Origin of the sequence: Treponema sp. UBA3813, from assembly GCA_002368605.1 — a bacterium.
GTDB lineage: Bacteria > Spirochaetota > Spirochaetia > Treponematales > Treponemataceae > Treponema_D.
Map to the genome: position 1 here is coordinate 1 of DFEB01000045.1, position 2889 is coordinate 2889.

2 protein-coding genes are annotated in these 2889 nt (G+C 42.0%); one reads left to right on the plus strand and one right to left on the minus strand.

The features are described 5' to 3' along the window. Positions 1-179: 179 nt before the first annotated feature. Positions 180-806, minus strand: a complete 627-nt coding sequence (locus tag B2089_RS07735; protein ID WP_296686602.1) for a hypothetical protein — start codon at positions 804-806, stop codon at positions 180-182. 213 nt (positions 807-1019) lie between these two features. On the opposite strand from B2089_RS07735, the gene B2089_RS07740 reads away from it, so the two are divergent. Continuing rightward, positions 1020-2889, plus strand: a 1870-nt coding sequence (locus B2089_RS07740; RefSeq protein ID WP_296686605.1) for an ATP-binding protein, incomplete at its 3' end; no start/stop codon positions are given.

Consider the following 2889-nt stretch of genomic DNA (forward strand, 5'->3'; position numbering starts at 1 on the left):
AATATTTTCCCACTGTTTGTGAAGCCTGCAAAAAACTTGCCTGTTTTTCATGTTCACGATGGTAGGAAAAGCAGAAAGAGCCGGCTCGTCCGAAGGAACATAAGAATTTTTCAAAATATCAAATTTCCAGAATCTGTTCATGCAAATAACATAGAGCAAAACTGGCAAATCGTTGAACTTCAGACTCTTCCATTTTTCTCTTCGCGGCCATCTTCCCCTGCATCTCCCTTGCTTTCATCGGTTTTACCGTCAAAATATTCCCGCAAGCTTGTTCTACGCCTTTTTCCGGCTTCGCGTCTGGCGTCTAATGCTTTTTTGTAGTTTTCCCAGATTTCATCCCGCTCCTGGAACATCGTCCGCTTTGGTGGAAACAAGTTATACATTTTCATCTGGGCCATGCTTTCTCCGCGCTCATGCCCGAAATGACGCTTGAAATATTCCTTTGAGTAATCAATCGTAGAATAAACTCCGCCGTATTCCTCGTAAATTTCAAGCTCAAAATTATCGGCTTCTTCGGGGAACAGTACTTTCATCGTCTCTGAGAACAAGCGGCTCACAATCTCGCGGTCAGCCACGGCAAGAAGCTCGCACATAATTTTGTCGAACTGAGGCAAAAAAGCACCGAGCTTTACCTTTGCCTCTCCGCAAAAATACGGAATCCAGATTTCAGCCAGCGATGTATTAACAGGATGTTCGCTGTAATTGTCCTTTTTATAGATTTTATATTCAGTTCCAGGTGTGCTTGCGGCTTCAACCCAAATATAATCGGTTAATTTGAATTTTGTCAGAAATCGTGGAAATGACATTCGTTCCTCCTTCTAAACTTGACCTGCTTTTAACATAGTACAGTTTTTTAAATCGGTCAAATATCGTTTTTTTCAAATTCTCGGATAATCACAAAAATCCCAAAAAAACTCGCGAAAAATTTAACTTTTCAAAAAATCTCCATATATTATTCTACGAGGTATAAAATGCGAAGAGGAAGATTATCCAGATACATTAAACCAACTGTGTTGTACATGGGCGAGCTGACAACAACCGACTGCTATGCTTCGGCATACTATTTGTACAGAATCTCGGAAATGCTCGCCGGTTCTGAAGCTGAATTTGAATATCAGGTCATACTTTTTTTCAAACTTGCTTCCCGTCTAAAATGGACAGAGGCGATTTCTGATTATCTTGAAAAAATGGTCGAAAAAGCAGAAAAAGAGGGAAAACTCTCAAGATTCCTGTTCCCGGAAGATGCGCCCACAATCAAGCCGATGTATTTTGATTACTCAACTGTTCCCTTTGTTTACGATGAAGACAAAGATGTTGACAGAAGCATTCCAGGCGACTTCGGCGACCACGAATTAAAAATCAATCAGACAGTCGTAAATCTCTACCGCTGTCTTTATGTGGACAATGAATTTTTACCGCGGCTCATTGCCAATTTTTTGCTCAAATCTCCTGGCAATGGCTCGGAACAGATTCAAAAGCCTATCTCCAAACTCACAAGGTTTCCTGCAAAAATCAAAAACGCAATCGAAGATTTTTCCAGACTCGACTTTTTGAGCGATGCGATTGAACTCACAACAGAGGAAAAAACATATCTTCTCTATTTGTACCGCTCTTCAATCTTTCCGCCGCTAAAAAATCTTTTGAATTCCCTCTCAGCCGAAGAAAATTCACGGTTCCGCTCAGAAGTGCTGAACATTTCGCCACATGACTACAGCGCGATTCTACGCTCATCTTCATCCCTCAGAACATACGGATTCATTGACGATGAAGGAGATCCGCACGAAGACACAATCGACTGCATCACGAACGAAAATTTTGACGTATTCTTCACGGATTTGGTAAAGGAAGCTGACTGCAAGAATTCATACAAGCTTGAATCATTCAATGTGAACAAAAATGTCACCAATATTATGACCAGAATGCTTTGCGGCGAAGAAAACATCTCGCTTCTCTTGTACGGAAAGCCCGGCAGCGGAAAAACAGAATATGCTAAATCACTTGCGAAGGCTTCCGGCTTAAAACCGCTGATTTTCAAAAACGAAGCCGAATTAAATGTCTCGCAGAAAACCGGCGAAAATTGTGTTTTGAGCAGGCTGAATCTTTTTCTTTCGATAAGCCGCCCGGACACGGTTCTGATTATCGACGAGGCCGACACACTTTTAAAAACACGCGACTCATCTTTTTTCGGCATGAGTTCGCCGTCAAAAACAAAGGGCACCATCAACAAAATGCTCGAAGCAAACAAGAATAAAATCATCTGGATTGTGAATTTCACGGGGCAGATTGACGAATCAACCTTGCGGCGTTTCAACTTTTCGTACAAATTCGACGCAATGAGCCGTGAGCAGCTGAAATCAATCGCACAAAGTAAGCTCAGCCCTCTCAATCTCCCGCAGAACATGAACGAAAAAATCTTGGGCTTGATGGAAAAATACAGTGTGACAGGAGCTTCGGTTGATAACGTTGTGAAGACAATCAAAAGCCTTGAAAGTTCTTCCTTGCAAAAAGAGCAGATCACAAGTACAGATTCAGATTTTATTGATTCCGTGCAGGCCATTCTCAAAGAAAATTCTCTCCTGATTAACGGCAAAAAGCGGATGCGGGAAAATGTCGAAAAAAATTACGACACAAGAGCATTGAACGCAAGCATGGAACCAGAAAAAATCGTGAGGATGGTTCAGAACGCCGAGGAATTTTCAAAGAACAACTCGCAGAATCTTAGTGGAAGCGAAAACGGAATCCGAATGTTGTTCTACGGAAAAAGCGGCACAGGCAAAACCGAATTCGCGCGCTACATTTCAGAAAGTCTTGGCAAAAAGATTCTTTTGAAGCGGGCAAGTGACATTCTCGACAAATATGTTGGCGGCTCCGAGCAGAATATCCGCAACG

Bases quoted from the DNA above. Each gene is read 5' to 3' on its own strand.
- B2089_RS07735 (WP_296686602.1), bottom strand. From the start codon at position 806: ATGTCATTTCCACGATTTCTGACAAAATTCAAATTAACCGATTATATT.